This is a genomic window from Actinobaculum sp. 313, from assembly GCF_003073475.1.
GTDB lineage: Bacteria > Actinomycetota > Actinomycetes > Actinomycetales > Actinomycetaceae > Asp313.
Map to the genome: position 1 here is coordinate 2,503,220 of NZ_CP029033.1, position 23,665 is coordinate 2,526,884.

Below are 23,665 nucleotides of genomic sequence, written 5' to 3' on the forward strand. Positions count from 1 at the left end.
AAGCTTGACAAGAGACAGGGAGGACTCATGAAAGCTTTTGCCATGATCAAGATTGGCGAGGTCGGTTGGATCGAGAAGGACCGCCCCACTTGCGGCCCCAATGATGCGATCTGCAAGCCTCTCGCCGTCGCCATTTGTACCTCCGATGTGCACACGGTATGGGAGGGCGCAGTAGGACCACGCGAAAACCTGGTTCTCGGCCACGAAGGCTGCGCCGAGGTCGTCGAAGTCGGCTCCGAAGTGAAGGACTTCAAGCCCGGTGACCGCGTCCTCGTACCAGCCATCACCCCCGACTGGAACTCGCTGGAGGCGCAGGCCGGCTTCTCTATGCATTCCGGTGGCATGCTGGCCGGGTGGAAGTTCTCCAACATTAAGGACGGCCTTGATTCCGAGTATTTCCACGTGAACGACGCCGACGGCAACCTGGCACATATGCCCGAGGGAATCAGCCTCATTGACGCCTGTATGCTCTCCGACATGGTTCCCACCGGCCTGCACGGCGTCGAACTGGCGGATGTCCAATTCGGCGACACCGTCCTCGTGATTGGTATCGGACCAGTGGGTCTTATGAGCGTGGCCGGATCGGCACTGCGGGGCGCCTCCCGCATCATTGCCGTCGGCACCCGCCCCCGCTGCGTCGAGGTGGCCAAAAAATATGGTGCGGATGAATTCATCAGCTACAAGGACGGACCAATTGAGGATCAAGTCCTTGCCCGTACCGACGGAAAAGGCGTTGATAAGGTCATCGTTGCTGGAGGAACGGTCGACACCTTCGATTCCGCAATTCGTTCATTGAAGCCAGGCGGCACCATCGGCAACGTGAACTATCTCGGCAGCGGGGAATATGTCAGGATCCCTCGTGCCGAGTGGGGTGTAGGCATGGGCCATAAGAAGATCAACGGCGGTTTGATGCCGGGCGGAAGGCTGCGTATGGAGAAGCTTGGCGCGCTGGTGGCCAACGGGAAGCTCGATGTTCGCCCGCTGGCCAGTCACGTCTTCGAAGGCTGGGATCACCTGCCGGAAGCCTTGGACCTCATGAAGGAGAAGCCGGCCGATCTGATCAAGCCCGTGGTGCTGCTGGAACAATAGGACCGACGGGCACCAACCGAGTGCGGCAGCGCTTGGTTGGCTGGCTGGGCCCGGCTTGGCTGGTCAGCTAGGCCCGAGAAGTGTAGGGAATGTCGAGAAGTGTCGGGTTTTTCGCGGAGTTTCTTGAAAAATCCGACACTTCTTGGGCTACTCACGCCTAGAAAGCGCGGTCACGCGCATCGCGACGCTCCTCGCGCCATGCCCGTTGGCACTAACCACGTCATGCCCGTTGGCACTAACCACGTCATGCCCACGCGCGCCAACCGTGGCATAGCGCCGTTATCTCAGCGCGCCTTTCCGTCGCCACGATATCAACCTCGTCACCGACGATCACCGCATGCGTAAGTCCCGCGAGCACTGCACCAAGTAGAGGAGCGACGATGAACAGCCAAAGCTGACCGGCGTTCCCCGCTTCAAAGGCCACGCCGATGGACCGGGCAGGGTTGACCGAGGTGTTCGTGATCGGAATTGACACCAGATGAATAAGCGTCAGGGTCAGCCCGATGGCCAGCGGGGCGAAGCCGCTGGGGGCGCGCTTCTCGGTTGTGCCCATGATGACGAAGAGAAAAACGGCAGTAAGGATGAACTCCGCAAGGAATGCTGCAAGCAACCCGTATCCAGAAGGCGAATGATCCGCATAGCCGTTAGCTGCGAAGCCATCCACCGCAACGTCGAATCCTGGGCGTCCCTTCGCCATACCGAAGAGAATGCCGCCAGCAATCAAGCCTGCAACGATTTGCGTGCAGACGTAGGGCAGCACATCCTTCCACGGAAAACGCTTACCGACGGAGAGCCCGAATGTGACTGCTGGATTGAAATAGCCGCCCGAAACAGATCCGACTGCATATGCCATTGTGAGGACGGAGAGACCGAAAGCGATAGCGACGCCCAGGTAGCCGACCCTGTCACCCGTGAAAACCGCCGTTCCACAGCCGACAAAGACAAGTCAGAAGGTGCTGAGAAACTCCACACCAAGGCGATGGACAAGACGCGATGCCATATTGAGCCTTTCACATAACCCCTATAGCAGGCGTAGATCAGCCTGACAGCTGGGATGCATCCGAGCAGTAGTCGGCACACGCCCAAACCGCAACCAAAGGCACACGCCCAAGCCAGTGTCGGCGGTTGTCATCAGTGGCCGCCACCCTCGAGACTGAAATACATCCCCGTCCCTGCAGCCCAAACACTCCCAGCCTCACAAGCGGCGAATCCCCAGAACCCCAGGCAGGCCATGCACACACCAAATACACCGATGGCGGTCACCACCCACGCCGTCTGCTAAGGGGTAATCCTTGCCCACAACTCCCTCGCGGTATGCGACGTTGATTCTCCGGGCCCCGGCGACGCGTTGCATCATCGCTCGCGGGTAGCCATCGATTCGTTCAAGCGCAGCACCCGAGGTGAACTGTAGTCTCTACTTCTTTCGCCGCCATCCTCTCGCAACTACTCTCGCTATGTTTCACAAATCTTGCATTTCTTGCACTGTTGTTACATTCTGAGAATTCTCTCATCCGGTGCTCATGCCCCTCTTTCCGCCGCTTGTAAACCTAGAAACGTACACGAAAGAGAGGAAGACCAATGCGTGATCCACACAAGGTTGTGCTTTACAGCCATGATTCGCAAGGCCTGGGCCACCTCCGGCGGAATCTCGCTATCGCACATCAACTCGTACGCGATGTGCCGACCATAACCGGGCGCGATCTGACGGGTCTTATCATCTCTGGGCTTTCGCCCGAGTTAGGCTTTCCCCTACCGGAGGGATTCGACTGGGTCACTATCCCCGGCGTGGCAAAAGGGCGGCATGGATACGAGCCGCGCCATCTGCGCGGTCCAACGAAGGAACTCATTGCACTTCGTTCGGAACTGCTCGATGCAGCGCTACTGAACTTCGCGCCGGACATAACGATTATCGACCGCCACATCTTCGGGGTGTGGCACGAGCTGCGTGCTCCGCTCCTTCGCCTGCGCACCATGCACCCCGAGTCACATGTCGTACTTGGGCTACGCGATATTCTCGATACACCCGACGTAGCACAGGCAGAGTGGGAGGAACGCGGCGACCCGCAGTTACTAGGAGAAATCATTGACCATGTCTGGATCTATGGCGATCCGGCAGTCCATGACTCCATCAGTACTCGTGAAGTCCCGCCCACTCTAGCTGATCGCGCCCATTACACGGGCTATCTCGCCTCCGGGCGTAGCATCAGCGACCGGGAGGCGCAAGAGATACCCCAACCCTACGTCTTCACCACGGTGGGAGGAGGTTCCGATGGGTATCACCTGCTCCGAACCGCTGTCAGTCTGACACCCCCACCCGGACACCGGCACGTCGTCGTCGCCGGACCGCAACTAGACGACGTCGACTTCGCCGAAGTTCGCGCGCTCGCGCCCGTGGGAACGGAAGTCCACAAGACCTTACCGGGGATAAGCACGCACATAGCCCGTGCCGCGGCCGTGATTTCCATGGGTGGCTACAACACGGTATGCGAGACACTGGCAACGACGACCCCAGCTCTTATTGTTCCGCGCGAAACGCCGCGACTCGAACAACTCATTCGCGCCACCGCCCTCAACCGCATCGGGGCAGCCGACATGATGCGTTCCGAGGAAATCACCGCCCAGGCTCTGTCCCGTTGGGCACGCGACGCCGTGACCCGAAAGATTGACCGATCATCTATTAAACGTAACGGACTGGCACATGTTGCACGCTACGCAGCCGACCTGTTGCTGTCCGACTCTCTTGTAGGAGGTACACGATGAGCCGCATCGCATATGTTCTCAAGGTCTACCCGCGCTTCTCCGAAACTTTTGTTGTCACGGAGATGCTCGCGCGGGAAGCCCAGGGAGAGCAGTTGAGCATTTACGCGCTGCGCTCCACCACTGATGCACGTTTTCACCCCGAGATAGCCAAGGTTAATGCTCCGGTAACATGGGTACCGCGCCCGCACAAGGCCTCGGAGATGTGGCAGGAGATCACCGATTCCCTCGACGAACCCTCGTTAATCAGGCGTTTCGCCGAGTTGTTCCCGAAGCTATCCGAATTGCCCGCCGATGAAGTAGCACAGGGCGCCTGGTTGGCGCGGCAGGTACGGCAGGACGGCATTACCCACCTGCATGCGCATTTTGCCTCCCTTGCTGGGCGAATCGCCTGGATCGCCTCGCGGCTCAGCGGAGTTCCATACACCCTCACCACCCATGCCAAGGACATTTTTCATGAGTCGGTTGACCCGGTGTGGCTGCGCACCGTGTGCAGCGGAGCCAATCGTGTGGTGGCGATCAGCCGCTTTAACGAAGCGTATCTACGCGGGGTTCTACGCGGCACAGGCGCTCAGATATCTCTGCAATACAACGCACTTGACCTCACTCGTTTCCCTTACCGGCAGCAAACAGCCCGCCTGGTTCGGTCAGATGACAACGCACTGAAGGTAGCCGCCGTCGGCAGACTTGTACCCAAGAAGGGATTCGCTGACCTGATAACGGCGGCGCATATGGCATTGCTAGCCGGAACTAAACTCGACGTTAGAATCGCCGGTGACGGCGAGTTATACGGCGAACTTGCCACACAGATCGAACAACTTGGAATCGCCGAACATGTTCATCTTCTCGGACCAAAAACCCAGAATGAAGTGCGTCAATTGCTCGAGGATTCCGACGTCTTCGCCGCGCCATGTATCCGCGCCACAGACGGGAACATCGATGGCCTTCCCACGGTGATCCTCGAAGCCATGGCAACCGGAACGCCGGTTATCGCCACCAATGTCAGTGGCCTGCCCGAGGTGGTGCGCGACGGCGAGACCGGGATCCTGCTCGAGCCGGGAGACACCGTCGCCCTGGCTGGAGTCCTGCGGGACTTGGCGCACGGGCGTGTTGATACTGAGCTGCTCACTCACCAGGCGCGACGCCTGATTGAAGAGCAGTTCGACAGTCGCAAGCAGGCACGGGTTCTAGCGGGTTGGGAATCCCCGGAGTTCCCCGAAGTTCCAGCGACGACGGCCGCCTCTAGCGCTCCTGCTGATGTGGCCAGTGCGGCCAGCCACATTGCCGATTCCCACAGCGGCACAGCCGGTGTGCACGACGGCACAGCCGGTGTGTACGACGGCACAGCCGCTGCGTCCAACGGCACACCAAGCGCCCACGGTGGCGTATCTGCCAGCCAGGCACCCGCATACGACATGGCCGAGCTTGCCACCACGATCTCAGGAGAGGAGTCACACTGATGCGGATAGCTTACGTGTGTGTCGACCCCGGCATCGAAGTCTTCGGCACCAAGGGGGCGTCGGTTCATATTCAGGAAGTAGTCCGTGAACTACGTCGGCGCGGGCACGACGTCGTCGTGTATGCGCTGCGGCGCGGCGGGGAGGTCCCAGACGATCTGGCCGATCTGCAGGTGGAGGAGAACGCCCTAGAAGACACCGCTACCACGGCACAGCGTGAGCACGCCCAGCAGCGTGCCTCCGCGCGGATCGCAGAGCGAATTCGCGCCAACGGCATGCCTGATCTCATTCTTGAACGGTACTCTCTGTTCTCCAGCGTGCTTGCCATCCTGTGTGGCGACGGCGAGTGGGGAAAGAACCGCCATGAGGGCGGGGAGCGCACAGCCAACGGAACTCCACGAGACGAGGAGGGAGTCCCGCCAGTCGATGGGAGTGCGCCCTTCGACATCGACGTCCCGCCTGTTGGCGGGGACTTGCCATCCAACGACGTCCCGCCTGTTGGCGTGCTGGAGGTCAACGCACCCCTGATTGACGAACAACGTACACACCGCGAACTGGAGGACGAGGACACCGCATGGGAACTGCTGCGGCGCCAATGCGCTGCGGCGCAGGCCGTTATCTGCGTGTCTGACCCGGTAAAGCGTTGGGTTCATACGCACACCGGAAGCACTCGTGTACATACCGTGCCCAACGGTGTGAATACCGAAAGGATCCGACCTCAGCCAGAGGCATCAGGTCCTGCAATCGTCACCTTCGTCGGCACCCTTAAGCCGTGGCACGGCGTGGCCGACCTGCTACGGGCAGCGAACGTGGCGAAGGGACCCTGGCGACTGCGAATCATAGGGAACGGGCCGGAACGTGATCGGCTGGAACGGCTGGCACGCCAGCTGCGTGTGGACACCGATTTCCGCGGGGCAGTCTCTCCCGCAAGAATCCCGGAACACTTGGCTGGCACAGCCATTGGCGTGGCTCCTTACCCGGAACCACGCCGTGCCGCCGACCACTACTTCTCCCCACTTAAGGTGCACGAATACCTGGCCGCCGGTCTGCCTGTGGTCGCTTCTGCGGTAGGTCAGCTTCCGGAACTTCTACGCGGGGTGGGTTTACTCGTTCCACCGTCCGACCCACGCGCCCTCGCGGCGGCACTGGACTACCTGGCGATTAACCCGCAGGAGCGCGCCCGACTCGGTCGTCTCGCCCGCCAACGAGCCGAACGCCAGCACAGTTGGAGTGTGGCAGTTGATCGGATTCTGCGTTTGGCCGGGCTGCATGAGACAGACAGTGATGCGGTCGCCCCACCGGCCGTCGGCAACAGCCCCGTCGGCAACACCCAGGCTACCAGCAACAACGCGAGCGGAGACGCTAGTCCGATCCTCTATGCGTACCAGAAGAAAGGAGACGCTTGATGGCGAAGCGATTTAGCCGTGCCGCGGCTCTGCGTACCCTCCGCCTTGTAGCCCCAGAGGCAAAACATCAAAAGGGACTTATCGGCGCTGGAACGGTGGCGTTGCTCCTTGAAGTGATTTTTCGCGTCATGGAGCCCTGGCCCTTGAAGATCGTTATTGACGGTATAGCCGTTTCACGCGGTTCCGAGAATGCGGGGGCCAAGCAACGGTAACCAGTCTGGTGATCTGCGGTCTTCTCCTTATCGCCATAGTTACCCTCCGAGCGGCGACGAATTATCTGGCCACCACGAGTTTTGCCCTGGCCGGATCGCGTACTGCCATCTCATTGCGGGCACGCGTATTCCATCATGTCCAAGGCCTCTCACAGCAGTACCACGCCCATAATCGCAGTGCGGACACCGTGCAACGCATTGTCAGTGATGTCGCACGCCTACAGGAGGTGGCAATCACCGCGGGTCTTCCCCTGTTAGCCAATATGACGACGCTGGCTGTGATGCTTGTGATCATGTTCGTCCTGGACCCGCTGCTAGCGCTGGCTGTCGTCGCCGCTATCGCGCTATTCATCCCCGTATCATCCGGCTCGTCGAAGAAAATCACATCAGCCGCACGCCGGACGCGCAAGGGCGAAGGACAACTCGCCAACACTGCGCAGGAGGCACTCAGCGCGATCCGGATCGTGCAGGCATACGGTCTGGAAGCAGAGGTGGAAGGGCATTTCGGTGGAGCCAACCAGCGTGCGCTAAGCGAAGGCGTCAAATCACTGCGTCTGGCCGCCCGGCTGGAACGCAGCACCGATGTCATCGTTGGCCTAGCAACCGCCGTCGTCATGGTGGGCGGCGGAATACGGGTCATTCAAGGTGCAATGACACCGGGGGAGCTGGTACTGTTCACTACTTATCTGCGTACAACGATGAAACCTCTGCGTGACATGGCGAAATACACCGGTCGAATCGCCCGCGCCAGTGCATCCGGAGAACGCGTTGCCGATCTTATGGATGCCAAGTCCGAGGTGGTCTCGCCGGAAAGGCCTCTGTGGCCAGGTCGGATTACGGGCCAAGTTGCCTTTGAAAACGTCGTTACCGAATACGACGGTCACGAAGTCCTCCATGGTCTCGACCTGAAGATATCTCCCGGCGAGCACGTGGCAATCATCGGTCCGTCGGGAGCTGGAAAATCAACGCTTGTCTCGCTGCTCGTACGCGCAATTGACCCCGTCATCGGCCGCGTAACACTCGATGGTTATTCGCTGCGGGATCTTGATCTGGCTAAGCTACGTTCCAGTGTCTCACTGCTGCACCAGGATGCGGTACTGTTCACCGGCTCCATCAAACACAATATCCGGCTTGGACGCCAGGATGCCAGCGACGCCGAAGTGGAGGCAGCCGCACGCGCCGCACATGCGCACGACTTCATCATGGAGTTACCCGATGGGTATGAGACCATCGTAGGCGAGCGCGGCGACACTCTCTCGGGCGGCCAGCGCCAACGTATCGCCATCGCGCGCGCCCTGCTACGCGACACCCCAGTCGTCATCCTGGATGAGGCAACAACCGGTCTTGACCCGGAGTCCGCCGAGTTAGTTCTCAACGCGATTGATAGTCTCAGCCGTGGTCGCACCACTCTTACCGTCACTCACGACGCCGAGGTGGCACTGCGCGCCACGCGCGTCGTCTGGATTGAAGGCGGCTACGTCCTCCTGGACGGCAAGCCGAATGATCTGCTCGCCAATAACAGAGTATTCCGCGACTGGATCAATGCCAGTGGACGCCAGGCCGACCAGATCCATATTGGAGGATAGATATGAACGCTCTAGTAGGCAACACATCCGCCAGCTCTGGCACACCAAACAACACCACCGCGGCTATACTCGCCCACATCCTCGATCAAGATCGGTTCAGTGAGTTGATCGGCGAGCAGGTTCACGCCACACGTGTACGCATAAAACCGAATGTGAGTGTCGCCGCCTCCTTCGCGGAGGAAGCAACCGGCACCCCAGTGGGGTGGGCACGTTTCCTCTGGCCTGGCAGCCATCCGAAGGCCGAACGGGCCCAACAGTGGGCTGAACGCCTGGGGGTGCGGCACGCACCCAGCAATTCTCCGACGACATCCTGCTTGAAACCGGTGAGATCGCCACCGATCCGCGCCTGGCCAAGTACATCAACCGCTCTTTTCCAGGCGGGATCTCTGGCGACATTCTGCGTTATAACCCGTTGCGCCGAATCGTTATACACCGCGGCGAAGAAGTGGTGCGCATCAGTGCGCAGGCGACACAACTGAACCGGTGGATGCACGGCTTTCTGGCGGAACATCTGGCCGTTTCTCCTCGGCTGGACGACGGAGAGGACCCGCATATCAGCGTTCTACGTTTCGTTGGAGATACCGATTTATCCGCTGTTGACGACGCCGACGCTACGTATCGGGCCGGTCGACTCCTGGCGACCTTGCATGCCATCTCCGGGCGCCTGCCCGAGTCGCAGCGAGACGCGTTGCCGGTATGGGACTCCGATACCGGCGCCAGGCAAGCAGCAACGCATGCTGCCGTATTGGACGCCCTCGACAAACCACTGGCCGAGCGCCTGCGAGGTATCGCGCAACGCCTACCCCGCCCGCCCCAGCTACCGCTGGTTCTGGCACACGGGGACGCCTCCCCGACCAGTTTCTGCTGCACCGAGCTTCCGGCGCTCTCTGGATCACCGATTTTGATCGCCTCTGTGTGGCACCGGCCAGTCTCGATATCGGATCGTATCTCGCGGTTGCCGACGACGGCGCCGAGGAGGCCCTGCTTTTGGGATACCGCGATGGCTGGCAACAGCATCGGCGCTCCCCGCTGCGCGATCTACCCGCGCAAGCCTTACGCGCCATGCTTCTGCGGTCGCTGCTGGCTCGAGTGGCGGATCCCCTGCGCGGCGCAGACCCCGCGTGGCGGGAGCTCATGGCCGACCGGATTGGGCGTATCGAGGCGCTGCTGTGAAGACTGCTCTGGGGACTCTATTCACACTGCGCGGCGTCGAGCGCGCATGGCCGCGGGATGATGGGTCTGTCATCTTCGAACGCAGGGATAGCGACCGCCTGCGCGCGGGACGTATCGGCCACGACGGCGGCGTCGAACTCCTCCCCTACGCCAGCGACCCCGCTCTGCCGGAGCTGTCCCCGAGTCTGCCCGGACGGCTTGTCGTGCACAGAATGGGCCGCCGTGTCGTCGTCGTCGGCCCTGGGAAGGTGATCAAACTGGTACGCCCGGGGCGCGCCCAGTCCATTGCGGAGAAGACGCGCGCGACGGCACAGGTGTTTTCTCGCTATGGATTGCGCGGCGCCAACGTCATCAGCAGTTCTGCGGCCAATGTAGTCTTCACTATCCTTCCCGGTGTCAGCCTGCGAACCGTCGGCGACGACGCCCGAAAGGCTTGGCACCAGTTCTGCGATACGTGGCCGAACATGGCCGCTCATACCGATCTCGCCGACCTCACCATCCATACCGGCCGTGACGAGGCCGCGGTGTTGCATCGCTGGTTCAGTTGGGCACAGGCCTTCCATGCGCTTCCCGAGCTTCCCCGGCTCGGACGCGCCGTCGCCCAGGTCTGTGACGCACTGCAGCACCATGGCGACTCGCTGGTGTTCTCCCATCGCGACCTGCACGATGGTCAGATCCTCTGGGACGGGAGCACCCTCGGAATTCTTGACGTAGATACGGCCTGTGCCGCAGAGGCGGCGCTCGACCTCGCAAATCTCCGCGCGCATGTGGAACTGGGAGCGCTAATCAGTAGTAACCTACCGCGTCCACATATCGGATCGTCGAGACTCTCCAGCAGCACTCCCTCGCAAGCATCCGCAGCAAGCCATTCGTATACTCCCGCGTTTGCGACCGCAGTGCTTGATATGCTCGATAACGCAGTGGCACGTTCCGCAGCGACGTCCGCGCGCTTTGACGCTTATTTGCGTTCCGCGCGTCTACGTCTTGCTTTTGTCCATGCATTTCGGCCACCTGCACAGGCGTGGCTTCCCGAGTGGATTGACCGGTATCTACGCGATGACCACCGGTAGCAAGACCTCCCGAGTTCGGCCTGCCGAAAGGAGTAGCAATCAGGCGTTTTACGCGGCATAGGAACCGACCGAGTGGGCCCGCTCAGGCCGACGTCGAGTCGGCGGAGCAGGCGCGCGCCGCCGAGCCTTCTGCTTCCATCCGGGTGAGGATCATGTGGACCATGGTCCTCTTGGCAGGCATCGCGCTAGCGGCATCGGGAGCGGTAGTCACCGTCCTGCAGGAACACAACATTCGTGCCAACGCCACCGAACAGCTACAGCGGATTCTCAACCAGTTCCGCAGCCAGGCGGCCAGCGGCATCTATCCCGCCACCGGCGAGCAGTTCATGGACGCTTCACAGGCACTGGAAACATTCCTCAGCCGGTCGATTATGGGCGAAGCTGAGGGAGAACTCGGCTTCGTCGGAACGACCATCGCCTGGGTCGCCTCGCCGGATGTCGAACTACGACCTGAGGACGATCAGGAACTACTTTCCGCCGTCGCCACCTATGTTTCCGGCAATACTGCCATCATCGAACCGATACGCACTCGGTCCGCCGAGTACATCGTCTTAGTGGCACCGATCAGCGTTGGCGCCGACCACGGGGCTCTTCTGCACGTTATCGATCTCGGGGTGTCACTGCGCGAGTTCCGCAACACGATGCTGCTCTACGGCGTTACGGCACTCATCACACTGGCACTGATCGCCGTCCTCGCCTGGCTCGCAGCGGATCGACTGCTCCGGCCCATTGAGGATCTTCGTAAAGCGGCACAGTCCATCGATGAGCGCGACCTGAAGACTCGCGTGCCAGTGCGCGGCCGCGATGACTTGGCGGCGCTTGCCGTCACCATGAATCGTATGCTGGACCGTATTGAACGCTCCGTCGAAGGCCAGCGGGAACTGTTGGACGACGTCGGACACGAGTTACGCACGCCAATCACCGTGGTCCGCGGGCATCTCGAACTTGTTGATCCGCACGATGAGGAAGATGTTCGACAAACCCGGGCGCTAGTCCTCGATGAACTCGACCGTATGGGCGTCCTCGTTAACGACCTCCTCGAACTCGCGCGTGCATCAACAACGGACTTCGTACAGACTGTCCCCTGCCAGATTGCCGAATTGACGGAACAAGTCTTCGAGAAGGCCCGCGCGTTAGACGAACGTCCGTGGAGCTTGGAAAGCACCGCAAACATCGAGACCTCGGCCGATCCCATTCGCATCACCCAAGCATGGCTCCAGCTCGCCGCAAACGCAGTCAAATACTCCAATCCCGGCAGCCCGGTAGCCCTGGGCTCTGCCGTTCATGGCAATGAGGTACATCTGTGGGTACGTGACCAGGGAATTGGAATCGCCCCGAAAGATATCGAACGGGTACGGCAACGTTTCGGCCGTGTCGACACGGCCGGGCGAACGGTTCCCGGTTCCGGCCTGGGACTGAGTATTGTTGAGACTATTGTCACCGCTCACGGCGGCAGCCTGCACATCGCCTCCACTCTAGGAGAGGGATCCTTGTTCACCCTGCGGCTGCCGATCACCACAATCTGAGGAGGATTAAATTGAGCACTATTCTGATCGTGGAAGACGAGGTCCGAATCGCCTCATTCATCGCCAAGGGTCTCAAGGCAGCAGGTTTCACCTCCGAATCAACGGCGTCCGGCGAGGAGGCTGCCCTTCTAGCAACCCACGGAGAGTTCGACCTCATCATCCTGGATGTTGGCCTACCTGATATCGATGGCTTTGAAGTCCTTGAACGTATACGCGGCCAGGGGGTCACCGCACCGGTGATTATGCTGACCGCACGCTCATCGGTCACCGACCGTGTGGCAGGCCTCGAAGGCGGAGCCGACGACTACATGCCCAAGCCCTTCTCCTTTGAAGAACTCCTCGCTCGCATTCGTGTGCGTCTGCGAAGCGAACCAGCACAGGGCATCTATCAGGAGCCTGGAGGCACCAGCCTCAGCCACAACGGCCTGGTTCTGGATTTCTTGACGCGCCGCGCCCAGGTGGATGGCCAATGGGTTGACCTGTCCGCGCGCGAATTTACCCTCGCGGAAATGTTCCTTCGTCATCCGCAACAGGTACTCAGCCGCGAACAGCTCCTGAGCGCCGTGTGGGGCATTGATTTCGACCCCGGCTCCAATGTGGTGGATGTGTACGTCTCGTATTTGCGCAACAAGCTCGGCAAGGAACGCTTCGAGACGGTTCGGGGTATGGGTTACCGATTGCGCTGACGCCTACCGATCACCACTACGCCCGCTGCGGCCACCAGGCTCCCGGAGCCCTTTGATCGACAAGCAATCGCTCGGCCAATCCGGCTACCACGGAAGCCTGGCCCTACCGCAACTCAGTCGTCGTCGATGTCATCATCGTCGTCGATGTCATCAACGTCGTCATCATCGTCGTCATCGACTGCCACGGGTGCCGCCGGCTTCACAACAACGGGTTGATTATTCGTCACTACCGGAGCTGGGTTCTGAGCCGGGCTCTGTGCAGGGTTCTGCGTTGTTGCACCCGCCGGTTCCTCGCTCAGCGAGTCCGTAGGGGCATCTGTTGTAGTCTCCGTGCTCGGAGCGGAGGCAGGTTCCGTACTGGCTGACGGTGATGCCGGAGTCGTCACGACGACTTCCGGTTCTCGTACCGTCGGACTTGAGTCATTGGCCATGGCATACAGCCCCCACCCCACAGCCGCTCCAAGGACAGCAATTCCGGTCAAGATGACGCTCAGGCGTCGCCTTTCGAGTCCCATGCGTCTGCCCTCTCTTTCTCTACCACACGCGAGCATTGTCGCCTTGTACTGTTAAGTACAGCAGGCACGGATGAGATGCGCGTCGGCAGCAGATGAGAAAACTCTTATGAAGCTACTTGGTCGTCATTGTCCTGTTCCCGCCGCCGCGCGGGCAAGCGTGGACGCCAAAGCACAAGCTCAGCACCGGAACTGTACTGCCGGAGGCGCTGTCGCAACTCCTCTTGATGGGATACGACGACGACGTCGCCGTCGGCAGCGGCAGCGAACACCCGGTGTTCCAGCATCCGGTACCGCTCCAGGAGTTCATCGCGTTCCGCGACCTGCTTTTGTAGCCGCGCCACTTGCCTCCTGAGTTTGGCAGCATCGTTTTCCAGATCGATAATGCGTGAAATTCCGGCGAGGTTGATGCCCTCCTCCTGGGAAAGGCGCTGTATCTCAATGAGCCGGTCGACGTCGGCCAGCGAATAGCGCCGGCCACCGCCACGGGTACGGCGGGCGGGAACCAGGCCTAGGCGATCATACTGCCGGAGTGTCTGCGGGTGCATTCCTGCCAGCTGCGCCGCAACGGACACGGTAAGGATCGCGGCATCTCGACTAGCCATGAGTCATCAGCTCCTCGCTAGGTTCTTGAACTCCGCCCGCGGATCGGCATCACGTGTGGCGGCCGCGAATACCTGCACTGCCCGGCGTGCCTCGTCAGAGAGCGATTTGGGCACCGCCACCTTGAGCCGCACGTACATATCGCCGTTACCGTGCCCCTGCGGAAGCCCCTTACGTTTGACGCGCAGCAACTTATCCGTAGACGATCCAGCCGGAATCTTCACTTGCACGTTCTTTCCGTCCAATGTCGGGACCTCCACCGTGGCGCCGAGAGCAGCCTCCGCGAAGGAAACCGGCACATTGACATACACGTCCTTGCCACGCACCTCGTAAACCGGGTGCTTCTCCACATGGACCGTGATGATAATGTCACCATTCTCCCCACCATTTCGGCCCTCGCCGCCCTTGCCCGCAATACGGATCTGTTGACCATCAAGAACCCCGGCGGGGATCCGGGCTGTCACGGAATTGCCACGCGCCGTCTGCACCTTGACCGTCGTCCCGGCCACGGCTTGGCGCAGTGTAATGGAGATTTCCGAGCGGAGATCGCTGCCGCGTTCAGGCCGACGGCTGGATCCAAAACCAAAACCTCGGGACCGGCCGGTAGTCGAGCGGCCTCGTGCCGTTCCTCCGAACATTGATGACAACATGTCGTCAAGCCCAACACCTCCGGCATTTCCCGAGGAGAAACGAACATTGGAGCCCGGGCCGAACATGGAGGAGAAAATATCCTCGAATCCACCGTTCGCGGCGCTCCCGGAACCACCGGCGGCAAATCGCGGCCCGCCACTGCCGAAGGCACGGATGGCATCGTACTGCTTCCGGTCCTCTTCATTGGAGAGGACCTGGTAAGCCTCGCCGATCTCCTTGAAGCGTTCTTCGGCTGCTCTGTCACCCGGGTTGCGGTCCGGGTGATACTGGCGGGCAAGCTTGCGGTACGCCTTCTTAATCTCCTCGGCGGAGGCGGTTTTCGACACCCCGAGGGCCTTATAGAAATCCTTCTGAATCCAGTCCTGACTCGCTGCCATTACACCTCACCTCCTTGGTAGTCCACCGCTCGGCGTGCCCGGCGGTGCATCATTCATGTCCATTGTGGCGGACCCCGTTGGGCCCGCCACAATCAGGATATTGTCACTGCGGGGAAACCACTCCCACACGTGCTGCTCGCAGTACCTTGTCACCCAAGCGGTAGCCCGGTTGAATCAAAGTCCCCACGGTTTCACTGGTCGCTTCCGCGGATGTCTCATGCATCAGCGCCTCGTGAATTTGCGGATCGAACTCGTCGCCGACGGCTCCGAAGCGCTCAACCCCATAATTCGTTAGCAGGCTCTGTTCAACCTTCTCCGCAATCAACCCGGTTGGACCGCTCAGGTCACCGTGTTGGCGTGCGAGTTCGATATCGTCCAGCACCGGCAGCAGGGTCTCAATCACGGCGGAGATGCCTTCTTCCCGGCGCTGCACTCCCTCTTGCTTGGAGCGTCGAACATAGCCGTGGTACTCCTGCTGCAGGTTGTAGTGGTCAGCGCGCGCACGGGCAAGCTGCTCCTCCAGCGAAGAGATCGTCGCCATGGCTTCGGAGAGTGGGTCTGTTAGTTCCTCGGCAGACTCGGCCGCGGCGGCGGAGCCGGTGGTTTCACCGGCGCGCTCGGCAGTAGCTTCCTCTGCAAGGGGCTTCTGCCCATCCGCAGCGCGAGCTTCCTCCGCGCCCTGAGAAGCATCGTCCGGCGGTGAACCATCTACCGGCTCCCATTCCTCGGGCGTCCGCTCATCATTGCCGTTATTCACAGTCACTTGTTGTTATCCTCGTCGTCAACGATTTCCGCGTCCACAACCTCCTCATCCGAGGATTGCTCGGCGCCGGCGGTCTGCCCCGCTTGACCGGCATCGGTAAATCCACCGGACTGCTCGGCCTGGGTCTGTGCGTACAATGCCTGACCGATAGCCTGCGACTTCTCGTTGAGCTCATTCAGCGCGGTCCGTACGGCATCCGTGTCGTCACCCTTGAGTGCCTCACGTACCTTGTCTGTAGCCTCCTTGACCTCGGTGGAGACACTGTCCGGAAGTTTGTCCGCGTTGTCCTTGAGGAGCTGGTCGATGGAGTACACCGTCTGCTCCGCCTGGTTACGCGTCTCCGCGTCCTCCTTGCGCTTGGCGTCATCGGCGGCATGCGCCTCGGCCTCCTTGACCATGCGGTCAATCTCATCCTTCGGAAGGGCTGAGCCGCCGGTGATGGTCATCGACTGCTCCTTGCCGGTCGCCTTGTCACGCGCCGATACGTGCACGATTCCGTTGGCGTCGATATCGAAGGTAACCTCGATCTGCGGAATACCGCGCGGCGCCGGGGCGATGCCGGTCAAGTCGAAGGTGCCCAGCGGCTTGTTGTCACGGGTGAACTCGCGTTCCCCCTGGAACACCTGGATGGATACCGATGGCTGGTTGTCCTCTGCGGTGGAGAAGGTCTCCGAGCGCTTCGTCGGGATCGCGGTGTTCCGCTCGATCAACTTAGTCATAATGCCGCCCTTGGTCTCGATGCCGAGGGATAGCGGGGTCACGTCGATGAGGAGTACATCCTTGCGGTCGCCGGTGATAACACCAGACTGCAGAGCGGCACCGACGGCGACGACCTCATCGGGGTTCACACCCTTGTTCGGTTCCCGGCCTCCGGTCAGATCCTTGACCACATCTGATACGGCCGGCATGCGGGTAGAACCTCCCACCAACACCACGTGGTCAATCTCCGAGACCTTGATACCGGCGTCACGGATGACATTGGCGAAAGGCTGCTTTGTACGCTCCAGCAGATCCTTCGTCATTTCCTCGAACTTCGCACGGGAAAGCGTCTCATCCACATGAATCGGACCGGAATCCGACATGGAGATATACGGCAGCGAGATCGAGGTCGTCGTGGCGGAAGAGAGTTCCTTCTTCGCCTTCTCGGCGGCCTCACGCAGGCGCTGCAGCGCGATCTTATCCTTGGACAGGTCGGCGCCGGAGGAGGCCTTGACCTGCTCCACAAGCCAATCAACAATGCGCTGGTCCCAGTCGTCACCACCGAGACGGTTATCACCGGAGGTGGCACGCACCTGGATGGTGGAAAAGCCGTCGTCGTCCTTACCCACTTCCAGCAGGGAGACATCAAAGGTACCGCCACCCAGATCGAAAACGAGGATCAACTCATCTTCCTTACCCTTCTCCAGGCCGTAGGCCAGAGCGGCAGCGGTCGGCTCATTGACAATACGCTGTACATTTAGACCGGCGATAGCTCCGGCGTCCTTGGTGGCCTGCCGTTGCGCATCGTTGAAGTAGGCAGGAACGGTGATAACCGCGTCGGTCACCGTGTCGCCCAGGTATGCTTCCGCATCCTTCTTCAGCTTCTGAAGAATGAAGGCCGAGATTTGCTGCGGTGTATAGGTTGTTCCGTCGATATCCACCTTCCAGTCAGTACCCATGTGGCGCTTGACGGAGGAGATCGTCCGATCAACGTTTGTCACCGCCTGCCGCTTGGCTACTTCGCCAACTAGCACTTCGCCCGTCTTCGAAAAGCCGACGACGGAGGGCGTGGTTCGCGCCCCTTCCGCGTTTGCGATAACAGTGGGTTCGCCACCCTCCAGGACGGTGACGCAGGAATTCGTTGTGCCAAGGTCGATACCGACTGCACGTGCCATATCTTCTCTCCTATCCGGGGCGCTCGCCGCGCCCGCTGGCGCTTAAACCGGCAAGTCTAAGCGCCCTTAACGTTGTATTCGCGGGTCGTCCGGCCGAAGGCTGCATAAGTAACCTCGGCGGTTGCACCCTTCAAGTCTGAACCACCGGCGGACTTGTGTCCAACCGACTGGGCCATTCTTGAGTCTACTAAGCTCAACTTTTGTTCTCGCCCATATATTCCATCCACATTGACGCAGATACATGAGGACCGTCACATCGAGTCGGATTTGGTGATCGTTCCGACAGCGGAGCGCATGAAGCCATGACTCCACTGAGAGCAGGTGGGGCGTAGTATACGCGCGGATTCAGAGAATGTCGCGCTGAAGGCGTGGGGAATGATACCCATAGCCAACTCTCGCGATCAGCGTTAGCGTGAGAACGTACAGTCACACGAATCAATTGGAGTGAATATGACTCACACACGTTTTCTCACATCGCTCGGTGCCGTCGCATTAGCAGGCGCACTCGCACTATCGGGCTGCGGTAACAACTCGAACAGCAAGGAGACGACCGCTGGCACTTCCGAAGATGCCACCGTATCTGCGAACAATGCCGCAAATGATGACCTCACCGATGAAGAAATCATCGCCAAGGTCAAGGAAACTGCCGAACAGAGCGAGCAGCTCTCCTTCAACTCGATCACCCGGGACCTCAATGTCCACATGGAGTCATCTGCGCAAATGACAGGGGAAGGAATACCATCACAGTCAATGACTGTCACCCTGGATGCTCGTGCGGATAACGACAATCAAACGATGGAGATGAGTGTCAAGGGAAATCTTGGCAGCGATCAGCAGGTTGACACGACCAGCTACTTCCAGTACGAGGGAGACACTCTCACTGCATACATAAACAACGGCGGGGTCTGGCAGACCACGGCCGTCAGTGCCGATGAGATCAGCCAAGCAGGTGAAGGAACCACTAACCTTGCGACCATCACAACCCTCGTCGATGGCATCGACAAGGCGACGGTGACACGAGGCGAGGATTCATACACCCTCACTACCGATCTCGATCCCTCCCTGGTGAAGACGATGTTTGACTACGAGACGGACGCCGAGTCCGTCGGTACGCTGACAATCTCTGTTGACGCCGAAACCTTCGAGATATACGAGTTGACGCTCGAAATGGATATGAATATCGAAGACAACGGTTCATCAGGGAACATCGTGATGAATATGAACATGACCTCCGAGCGCGATGCCGACGAAACCGTCGAAATCCCCGCCGAGGCGCTGGAAGCGGCCGGCACCGCGGGTGCGGGCGACTCAAGCTCTAGCGACAACTGATCCGGGCCGCGCGTTCGTTGCCTTTCGAGGCGACGAACGCACCTGGGCAGCGGATTTCCACCTCGCGGGGCTCGGTTTTGCCGGGCCCCGCTCCCCGCCACTCAGCTAGTAATACGGAGCACCCCATGCAACACACACATTCTTCCCGCCTCGTGTCAGTGGTACTGGCACTCGTAGGCGCATTTGCCCTTGCAGCCTGCGGTTCAAGTACTCCGCCCCTAACGGAGAGCGAACAAGAAATCTTTGACCGCGTCAAAGAAACCGCACAAGAACGCTCCGCACTCAACTACACCGAGCTTGATGAGGACGCGGAGCTCGAGATGAACACGAAGCTCGTCGTCAATCCGGCCAATGACAGCGAGACGAGTCTTAGCGTTGACGCCACAATTCTCGGCGACGCGGATACGCAGCTCCTTCATATGACGGTCGACTCCAAGATGCAGGGCGCCAGGTCGAATTCTGCGCATACCGTTATGTACGGCCAGATTGACGGAGACAGTATGACGCTGTACTCGGACGAGTACGGAAGCTGGCAATCGCAGGTCGTCTCCCTGGATAGTCTCAATCTCAGTGGGCAGGATGTAGATCCGGCAGATCTACTTGACTACCTCTTCAACCTTCAGGACGTAACCGTCACCTCAGATAAGGACTCTTATACCATCAGCGGGAAGATTTCGCCGGACGTCCTTGCCGAACTTTTTAGGGAGTCTGGCGACCTCGATATCGACGGCGGATCCGCAGAGCTCACGGTTACAGCGGATGCCTCGTCGTACCAAGTCTTCGAGCTAACGCTTGACGTGTCAATCGATGTAAGCACAGAAGGAGAGAGCGCGCATATGACCATCGAAGTTGGATGGGTCGCACAACGCGATGCGAATGTCGACCTCGAAATCCCCGCCGCGGTTCTGGAAGCTGCTGGTACGGCACGCGGCACGAGCTCTGACGACAAGTAATTCCCGCAGCACGTTCAACGCTTTCCTGGCAATGCGCGACACTCGGACGAAGCGCGCCCGTCCACCGCGGCCCGGCTCGGGCTGGCCCCGAAAGACCGACGGAGCCGACAACACGGCGACAATCAAGAACTTACGGCTAAGGAGACCCTTTTGAAACACCGACGCACCCCATATCGCGCCTTGGCCGCATTCGCCGTCGCCGGGTTGATTGTTTCCGGATGCGGCAACAGCGCTCAAGAAGAAGCGACTACCAGCACTTCAACAACCACTGATGGTCCGACCACTACGCTCAGTGAGATCAACAGCGAGTTAACAGACGAAGAAATCGTCGCGAAGGCAAAAGAGGTGGCCTCCCAGAACAGGGAGTCCTTCTTCACCCATCTCACGCAGGATCGCAATCTTCACCTAGAAATCTCCCGCGAGGTAACAACAGCTGTGGGCGAAGAACCGCGATCTATCGATAGTGTCATTGATATCCGCGTCGATAGCAGCACTCAGACACTGGAAATCAAAGCAAGCGAAGCCGATGGGCAAGCGCAGCCAACCGAAACCACCAGTTACTTCAAGTACGACGGTGAGACCGCGACAGTCTATTCCTTTGATTCTGGTACGTGGAGTTCGTCCACCGTGTCCGCCAACGAGATCGCCTCCATTAGCCCCCAATCGCTGAATGACGTTGTGCTGGACACCGGCGTCGCCTACAGTTGGGTTGCTATGCTCGCCGATGCGGAAGTCGCCCGCGACGGCGAGGATTCTTACACCATCACCGGAAAAGTGACCCCCGAGTCTTTCAGTAGCTATTTTGACGGTAATGTCACGGCAGAATCAGATTCTCCCGGTACTCTGACGCTTTCGGTTGATGCAGAGTCCTTCGAGCTGTACGAGTGGACAATAGAACTAGACACCGAAACAACCGATCACGTGATCAACCGAAACGACAGCCTCAAAACAACCATTAGGGCAACGGCAGAGCGCGACCCTGACGTTGACCTCGAAATCCCCGCCGCGGTTCTGGATGCGGCGGGAGACCCAGCCGACTCCGGAGACAACTGATCAGCCTGCGCCCTGCTCGGCTAGTCTGGATATACATCAGCGTCACCCAACTACGGCTTGAGCCCCATGACCCGCCACTCGCGAATTCACCTCACTCTCCTCGTATGTGCGCTCATGGCTGGCCAGCTGCTCGCAGGTTGCAGCGGTCAGGAGGCAAGCGCACCACAAACGGGGATGGCTCTGCCAACCGTCGCCACCGAATCACCTCATACGCAAGAAGAAAGTATCGTCGGCTTCGTTCCTGCCAATCAACTCCGCGATTCACTCGGTGCCGGAGGAGATATTGCTGGATACGCGAAAGTGACCATACATGTCGGCCCAAGCTCCCACCAGATCTTTAACCTCGTACTAGAGTTCTCCTGCGTGATCACTTCAGACAGTGAACCTGTTCCGGCTTCTGATGGTGGGTCGGCGACCGTTGAAGTCTCGATAACCTTGGAACGCCAGTACCTACCGTCTGCTTTCGACCTCCCGGATGAGCTCGCGGAAGACACCTGAAATACGATGACCAGCCGCCGTGCCTGACGCACCATGCAGACCGCCCGGAGCACCGCAAATCGGGCAACTCCGATGGCGCGGCGACGACGCCACGACTACGTCCACTTGGATTAGAACCTCCGCCGATGGCGCCATCACCAATCCTCTATCGTGACCCTTGCCACGCCTACCCACCTTGGGTAAAATACAAATCAGCCGCCACATGAGACTGTTGCCCGAGCCGCGCCGACGCGGCGAGAACAACGTCGCTCGACGGCCACACCATACGGCAGGTGACAGCATTGGCTCATCACCGCCGTCATCAATGTCATTCAGGGTGCCCGCCAATCGGCCATCCGTTGGTCGGCCACATATCCGATCAGACTCTTGCCCAGCCTGCTCATGGCGAGCCCAGCGGGCAGCGTAACGCACAATCAACTACCACCGAAGGCACTCCGGCAACGCCGCCGACGGGGGTGGAAGAAGTGGCAGGGTTGCCAGCACAGGGCCTGGGCACTGGGCAGATTGACTGGGCACCACGAACAAATTCAGTCAAAGATGACCGAAATAAAGGAGGACCACATGTCCGCAACATTCGATGTCGAATACGACATTGTAGTTTCCGGTGCCGGTGCTGCCGGAATGTTTGCCGCAGCAGAAGCCGCGACCAACGGCAATAGCGTCGCTTTGCTTGAAAAGCTCGACCGCATTGGCGGGCACGGCCAGTTTGTCGAAGGCTCAGCGGCCTTCGATTCAGAGGAGCAGGCCAAGCGCGGTATCACCGTAACGCAGGAGCAGGGCTTCCACCGCTACATGGCGCTGAGCAGTTTCCGTGGAAACGCGGATGTGATCAGCATGTTCGTCCACAACTCGGCGGAGACCATTCGCAAACTCGCCGCCATGGGAGCGGTCTGGGAGGACGTCACTGTCTACGCCCTCGAACAGGACACCGAACTGAAAACGATGCACTGGGCCGAAGGCGAAGGCGTAGAGATCATTAGGCTGCTGGAGAAGCAGGCGCAACTGCACGGCGCCGAAATCTTCACCAACACAGCCTCGCAGCATCTCATCGTGGAGGATGGAAAAGTCGTCGGCGTCGAGGCACTCGATTCCAACGGCGAAACCATTCGCATAGGAGCCAAGGCTGTGATCCTTGCCGGTGGAGGTTATTCATCGGATCCCGACGCCGTCGTCGCCTTCTCTCGTTTCGGCGAGAACGGCCGCAAGATCGTCGAGCTGGGCACGCCGGGAAACACCGGTGACGATCTTCGGATGGTCGAGGAGATCGGCGGCCTGCGCGACTTAACCGGAGCGATGGCTCTGATGCCCGTGGCCAAGGATCGGGAGATCACCTCGCATATCAGCGGCGCCGGATCGCAACCCTATCTGTGGGTGAACAAGTTCGGCTCGCGGTTCACCGATGAGACCGTTGCAATGAACTTTGCCGATGCGGCGAATATCATTGCTCAAGCTCCTGACGCGGTTACATACACGATCTTTGACACCGCCACAAAGCGCCATCTGGAAACCGCTGGTAGTGACATCTCGCTTGGCACCTTCATTCCGTATCACGCAGCTTTGAGCCACTTGGACGCGGAGTTGAAGCAGGATGTGGAGACGGACACCGCCTACATGGCGGACACCTTGGAAGAACTCGCCGACCAGATCGGATTTGATCGGGAGACCTTCCTGGCCACCATCGCCCGTTACAACCAACACTGCAAGGCGGGCGCGGACTCGGATTACTACACAAATCCGAGGTACCTGCGCGAGGTAGTTGAGCCGCCGTTCTATGCGGTCACGATGACTCCCGGAAACCTGATCTCTCTGGGAGGGATCGCCGTCAACGGAAACCTTCAGGTCATTGCTGCTGACACTCACGAGCCCATTCCCGGGCTCTATTGTGTCGGCTCCGAGGCGGCGGGCCTGTGGGGCGATTCGTACCCGCTTGACGTTCCCGGAACGGTGAGCGGCTTCTCGTACACCTCTGGTTGGGTGGCTGCCGATCATGCCGGAGAGGTCATCAAGTCAGCGGAGAACTAGCATTCGCTTCCCATGACGACGCCGTTGTGAGACGCGCCACCTTGGGCCGGTCCTGTGATATCTCATCG

The 23,665-nt window shown here is 59.9% G+C and carries 20 protein-coding genes and 1 pseudogene; 14 read left to right on the plus strand and 7 right to left on the minus strand.

What is annotated here, in order from left to right; genetic code table 11:
• Positions 1–27 precede the first annotated feature (27 nt).
• The gene (locus tag DDD63_RS10810) at positions 28–1,089 is read left to right on the plus strand and encodes an NAD(P)-dependent alcohol dehydrogenase (RefSeq protein ID WP_108716379.1); all 1,062 of its coding nucleotides are present in this window, start codon (positions 28–30) and stop codon (positions 1,087–1,089) included.
• Between the two features lie 244 nt (positions 1,090–1,333).
• Here DDD63_RS10810 and aqpZ read toward each other — a convergent pair whose 3' ends face one another.
• Entirely contained in the window at positions 1,334–1,981 is a 648-nt protein-coding gene (gene aqpZ, locus DDD63_RS10815) for an aquaporin Z (RefSeq protein WP_240611495.1), read from the minus strand.
• A 686-nt stretch (positions 1,982–2,667) separates the two neighbouring features.
• On the opposite strand from aqpZ, the gene DDD63_RS10820 reads away from it, so the two are divergent.
• The 4 genes and pseudogenes from DDD63_RS10820 to DDD63_RS10835 all read left to right on the plus strand — a co-directional run bounded on the left by DDD63_RS10820 (position 2,668) and on the right by DDD63_RS10835 (position 8,507).
• Complete coding sequence (locus tag DDD63_RS10820; protein WP_108716380.1) at positions 2,668–3,849, plus strand: glycosyltransferase; 1,182 nt, start codon at positions 2,668–2,670, stop codon at positions 3,847–3,849.
• On the plus strand, positions 3,846–5,306 hold the full coding sequence (locus DDD63_RS10825) for a glycosyltransferase family 4 protein (RefSeq protein WP_108716381.1): 1,461 nt from the start codon (positions 3,846–3,848) through the stop codon (positions 5,304–5,306). The genes DDD63_RS10820 and DDD63_RS10825 overlap by 4 nt, the downstream gene beginning before the upstream one ends.
• A complete protein-coding gene (locus tag DDD63_RS10830; RefSeq protein WP_240611269.1) occupies positions 5,306–6,709 on the plus strand; it encodes a glycosyltransferase family 4 protein in 1,404 nt (467 codons plus the stop codon). The genes DDD63_RS10825 and DDD63_RS10830 overlap by 1 nt, the downstream gene beginning before the upstream one ends.
• A pseudogene (locus DDD63_RS10835) lies at positions 6,709–8,507 on the plus strand (ABC transporter ATP-binding protein). Before DDD63_RS10830 ends, DDD63_RS10835 begins: the two are co-directional and overlap by 1 nt.
• A gap of 121 nt (positions 8,508–8,628) precedes the next feature.
• Here DDD63_RS10835 and DDD63_RS13005 read toward each other — a convergent pair.
• Complete coding sequence (locus DDD63_RS13005; RefSeq protein ID WP_240611270.1) at positions 8,629–9,060, minus strand: hypothetical protein; 432 nt, start codon at positions 9,058–9,060, stop codon at positions 8,629–8,631.
• A 362-nt stretch (positions 9,061–9,422) separates the two neighbouring features.
• Here DDD63_RS13005 and DDD63_RS13010 point away from each other — a divergent pair, with 362 nt between their 5' ends.
• The 4 genes from DDD63_RS13010 (at position 9,423) to DDD63_RS10860 (ending at position 12,962) form a co-directional block, all read left to right on the plus strand.
• Positions 9,423–9,680: a hypothetical protein gene (locus DDD63_RS13010; RefSeq protein ID WP_240611271.1), complete on the plus strand. Its 258-nt coding sequence runs from the start codon at positions 9,423–9,425 to the stop codon at positions 9,678–9,680.
• Positions 9,677–10,750: a phosphotransferase gene (locus tag DDD63_RS10850; protein WP_108716384.1), complete on the plus strand. Its 1,074-nt coding sequence runs from the start codon at positions 9,677–9,679 to the stop codon at positions 10,748–10,750. The genes DDD63_RS13010 and DDD63_RS10850 overlap by 4 nt, the downstream gene beginning before the upstream one ends.
• A gap of 161 nt (positions 10,751–10,911) precedes the next feature.
• Complete coding sequence (locus DDD63_RS10855) at positions 10,912–12,276, plus strand: HAMP domain-containing sensor histidine kinase (protein ID WP_240611272.1); 1,365 nt, start codon at positions 10,912–10,914, stop codon at positions 12,274–12,276.
• 11 nt (positions 12,277–12,287) lie between these two features.
• On the plus strand, positions 12,288–12,962 hold the full coding sequence (locus DDD63_RS10860; protein ID WP_108716386.1) for a response regulator transcription factor: 675 nt from the start codon (positions 12,288–12,290) through the stop codon (positions 12,960–12,962).
• 113 nt (positions 12,963–13,075) lie between these two features.
• Here the strand turns inward: DDD63_RS10860 and DDD63_RS10865 are convergent, their stop codons facing one another.
• From DDD63_RS10865 to dnaK, 5 genes are all read right to left on the minus strand, one after another.
• Positions 13,076–13,477, minus strand: coding sequence for a hypothetical protein (locus DDD63_RS10865; protein ID WP_108716387.1), 402 nt, complete (start codon positions 13,475–13,477; stop codon positions 13,076–13,078).
• 104 nt (positions 13,478–13,581) lie between these two features.
• Complete coding sequence (locus DDD63_RS10870) at positions 13,582–14,079, minus strand: MerR family transcriptional regulator (RefSeq protein WP_108716388.1); 498 nt, start codon at positions 14,077–14,079, stop codon at positions 13,582–13,584.
• Positions 14,080–14,085: 6 nt separating this feature from the next.
• Positions 14,086–15,105 carry a J domain-containing protein gene (locus DDD63_RS10875; protein ID WP_108716389.1) on the minus strand — a complete coding sequence of 340 codons (1,020 nt, stop codon included), beginning with the start codon at positions 15,103–15,105 and terminating at the stop codon, positions 14,086–14,088.
• A gap of 103 nt (positions 15,106–15,208) precedes the next feature.
• On the minus strand, positions 15,209–15,868 hold the full coding sequence (locus DDD63_RS10880) for a nucleotide exchange factor GrpE (RefSeq protein ID WP_108716390.1): 660 nt from the start codon (positions 15,866–15,868) through the stop codon (positions 15,209–15,211).
• The gene (gene dnaK, locus DDD63_RS10885; protein ID WP_108716391.1) at positions 15,865–17,742 is read right to left on the minus strand and encodes a molecular chaperone DnaK; all 1,878 of its coding nucleotides are present in this window, start codon (positions 17,740–17,742) and stop codon (positions 15,865–15,867) included. Before dnaK ends, DDD63_RS10880 begins: the two co-directional genes overlap by 4 nt.
• A 450-nt stretch (positions 17,743–18,192) precedes the next feature.
• On the opposite strand from dnaK, the gene DDD63_RS10890 reads away from it, so the two are divergent.
• The 5 genes from DDD63_RS10890 (at position 18,193) to DDD63_RS10910 (ending at position 23,597) form a co-directional block, all read left to right on the plus strand.
• A complete protein-coding gene (locus tag DDD63_RS10890) occupies positions 18,193–19,071 on the plus strand; it encodes a DUF6612 family protein (protein ID WP_108716392.1) in 879 nt (292 codons plus the stop codon).
• A 125-nt stretch (positions 19,072–19,196) separates the two neighbouring features.
• The gene (locus DDD63_RS10895) at positions 19,197–20,024 is read left to right on the plus strand and encodes a hypothetical protein (RefSeq protein WP_108716393.1); all 828 of its coding nucleotides are present in this window, start codon (positions 19,197–19,199) and stop codon (positions 20,022–20,024) included.
• Positions 20,025–20,174: 150 nt separating this feature from the next.
• Positions 20,175–21,077 carry a hypothetical protein gene (locus DDD63_RS10900; protein WP_108716394.1) on the plus strand — a complete coding sequence of 301 codons (903 nt, stop codon included), beginning with the start codon at positions 20,175–20,177 and terminating at the stop codon, positions 21,075–21,077.
• Positions 21,078–21,191: 114 nt separating this feature from the next.
• A complete protein-coding gene (locus DDD63_RS10905) occupies positions 21,192–21,575 on the plus strand; it encodes a hypothetical protein (RefSeq protein WP_125482523.1) in 384 nt (127 codons plus the stop codon).
• A gap of 561 nt (positions 21,576–22,136) precedes the next feature.
• Positions 22,137–23,597, plus strand: a complete 1,461-nt coding sequence (locus DDD63_RS10910) for an FAD-dependent oxidoreductase (protein WP_164505528.1) — start codon at positions 22,137–22,139, stop codon at positions 23,595–23,597.
• The last annotated feature ends 68 nt before the right edge of the window (positions 23,598–23,665 follow it).